Source organism: Victivallis sp. (assembly GCF_048170485.1).
Classification (GTDB): Bacteria; Verrucomicrobiota; Lentisphaeria; order Victivallales; family Victivallaceae; genus Victivallis.
The window spans coordinates 1-2,853 of the sequence record NZ_DBEXAY010000260.1 but is presented as its reverse complement, the minus strand read 5'-3'; the positions used below and the strand labels follow the sequence as shown (position 1 = coordinate 2,853).

At 56.6% G+C, this 2,853-nt stretch carries 3 protein-coding genes; 1 reads left to right on the top strand and 2 read right to left on the bottom strand.

What is annotated here, in order from left to right:
- Positions 1-221 precede the first annotated feature (221 nt).
- Complete coding sequence (locus ACMLHG_RS13700; protein ID WP_417170849.1) at positions 222-365, top strand: hypothetical protein; 144 nt, start codon at positions 222-224, stop codon at positions 363-365.
- Positions 366-406: 41 nt separating this feature from the next.
- Here the strand turns inward: ACMLHG_RS13700 and ACMLHG_RS13695 are convergent, their stop codons facing one another.
- Positions 407-1,447, bottom strand: coding sequence for an FkbM family methyltransferase (locus ACMLHG_RS13695; protein WP_417170848.1), 1,041 nt, complete (start codon positions 1,445-1,447; stop codon positions 407-409).
- On the bottom strand, positions 1,432-2,853 hold a 1,422-nt coding region (locus ACMLHG_RS13690), incomplete at its 5' end, for a rhamnan synthesis F family protein (RefSeq protein WP_417170847.1). The genes ACMLHG_RS13690 and ACMLHG_RS13695, both read right to left, overlap by 16 nt.

The window sequence follows — 2,853 nt, the reverse complement described above, 5'->3', positions numbered from 1 at the left end:
AATTTTTAAATTGATTGCAGTCGCCAAGATCCCGAAAGCACCGTGACCGAACGGCAGGGAAAAGAGCCGGGAATCGGCGGCTGAAACGGGGATCCTGTCGATTGTTCCGGCGGTATTTTTTTCTGGGACGAAATGGAGGTTCCCGATATGATTTGTATTTTCAGAATCCGGGATTCTATTATAAAATGAGCAGAACAGAGGCTTGTTTTTGTTGAAAGGGAATGCCGGAATGGATTATTACGACGACCTCTTCTTCGCGCTGGCGTCTGGCCGCGGGGGAGGGGAGCGCCGAACCGGTTCCGGGCGGCGTTTCTCTGCGGTTGCCGGAGTTCCCGCGCTTCGCGCTCTTCCAGCTCGACCGCTGATATGGTTTTTTGCAGACTCTGACAAATTTGCCTGACAGAAACTAGTCGTGTGCTTCGCTCCGATCGGCGGCGCTGGTATCGTCAGATTCTTCGGGCCAGGCTAGCAATGTAAGTTCAAATCCGGAGCCCGGAGGCAGATCGGTGATCCGATAACGGTAGGCGGGAATTGCTTCCCGCAGGATGGCGTATTGCCGGAAGAACTCCTCCGGTGTATGGTAGATCGAAAGGGCGAGCACCGGGCGGTCGCGGCGGATGGTGTCCAGCGCGCCCAGAAGCAGTTCCACGCCCATTCCTTCCACATCGGCCTTGAGCAGACCGAGCCGGAGATTGCGGCGGATGGCGAAATCATCGAGTCGATACAGGGGCACCTCTTCCGTTCCCGGCTGGTCAAGTCGTTGATCGCCGCTGCCGTTGTCGGCGAATCGGCAGCTCCTCTCTGTCGCTGCCAACCCCGCCTGAATCCATTCAACTTTGTTAGGAGGAACGGCGGCTTGATTGAGGTTGGCAAGAAGTTTCTGGCCGCTGATTCGTGAAGGTTCGAAGGCAAAAATGCGGCGGGGACTGTATTGCAGCAGGGGAAGCGTACCGTCTCCGAGGTAAGCTCCCGCATCCACGAAATCGGTTCCGGAAAGTCTTTTTTTCACGGATTCCGGCAACAGTGCCACGCCCTGATGAAAAATCAATGATTCCGCACCGCCGTTGAGCCGGAAACGTCGGCGCGCCTGTCGGAGTTGTCGTGTTTCCGGCGGCGGCAGAATCGTCTGTTCCCGCAAGCGGGTGTGATGAACGAGAAAGAGTTCCTGCGGGAGCGGGAGGTTATGCAGTACATTGATGTTACGACACCGTGTCAGATAGTCCCGGGCAATTCGGCGGGATTCCGGATCAAGTCCCCGGAATTTTGTATCCGCGCATTCCGGGGGATAATCTGCAAACTTCGCTGCATGCGGATAGGCGTGATAGGATGGTATCAGAAAACGGTAGTCGCGCAGCAGGACCAGTGCGAGAATTTTGAGTTTGACTGCCGCCGGTTCCGGCAGCAGTTCCAGCAGGGGGTAGACGATTCGGGTCAAACGGTTGGCCATCGGTCACCTCGCGAAATCCCGGTACGCCAGCGGATGGAGTTCCAGACAGCGTGATAAAGTTCCCGCATCGAGCGGTAGACGGTGGTATAGTGGTAGGTACTGCGGTCCTCGCAGGTTCGAAACGCATCCTGAAGCATTTCCAACGTCATGGTCTGCCGGTAGGTGTAGCTGTTTGATTGAGCAATGTAGGGAATCAGACGCTCGATGGCGTGGGCGATGGTTCCCACTTCCGGCAGAGGTTCTGCCGGAAACGTTGTGTAATCAAGACCGGCTTGAAGAAGAGGCGCGATTGCCGCCGGGCGGTAGTAGAACATGCTTCCCGCCGAGAAGATCGGTTGATCGGTTTCTCCCGGCGGAACGAGGCGGAGCCGGTCGAGCAGTTGCCGGGCCAGAGCGGAATCGGCGGCTGAGCCAAGGTAGGCGGCGGGGCACTGAAGAGTGACGACCGGCGGCCATGGCGGGAGAATGAGTCCGAGTTCCGGATCATCGGCGAAGGCATGGAGAAGGCGATCCACTCCTTCGCTGGACGGCAGCAGAGCCTGAAGTAGAAATTCCCGCCAGCGGTTGCCGAATTCGCTGGTGACGGTTGGACTTTTCTTGGTATGAAGCTTCAGTGCCACATCATAGGAAAGATGCTGTTCCAACGGAATTGCGTTGAGCCAGGGGGCGATGTCGCGGCCGCGGTTCGGAGTCACATGCAACGTGAGATTTGCCTGCGGCGGAGTTGTGAATCGTGAAAAAATCTTCTCCAGTTCCCGATGGGGGGTGGTTACATGGAGATCGAAGGTGCCCTGCAGATGGTTGAGCGCGGAGAAAAATTCCGGTAGAAGATCCGGGTAGTATGCGTGGAGAAACACCGCAATTTTGGGTGAAATTGGCTTTGTCGGCGGCCTGACGTTTTCCGATGTGGTCAGAAGCAGAGTGGAAGGGAGATTTTTTTGCCACGAGAGCGGGGTGGTTCGACGCAGATGACGTTCCAGCAGGGGGAGTGGATAATTGCTCCCGCTGCGATTCAGCGCGCGGATGATCTCTGCTCCTGAGCTGGTTTGCCGGTTCCGGAATTTGGCGAACGCCTTCACTTTGAGCAGTGGCAGACGGTAATTTACGATCAATCGATCGGCGGCATGTACTGCCAGCGGATGGTTGTAGCCGATGCTCCAGTTCTCCTGCAGATCTTCTGTTTCGATCAATGCACGGCCGTGAAATCCGGCCTGTTCCATTTCCGTGGAGAAGGCGATTTCACCGAACCGGACTGTATCGACATGACTGCTGCAGCGGGGAACCGCGCGTTTCCAGAACTCCCGGAAAGCAATGCTTGTCGCCATGGAACGCCGGATTACGAGAAAATAGGATTGCAGATGCGGTGGTATTCCCCGGGTCCCCGGATGACGTGTTATACCCCAGAA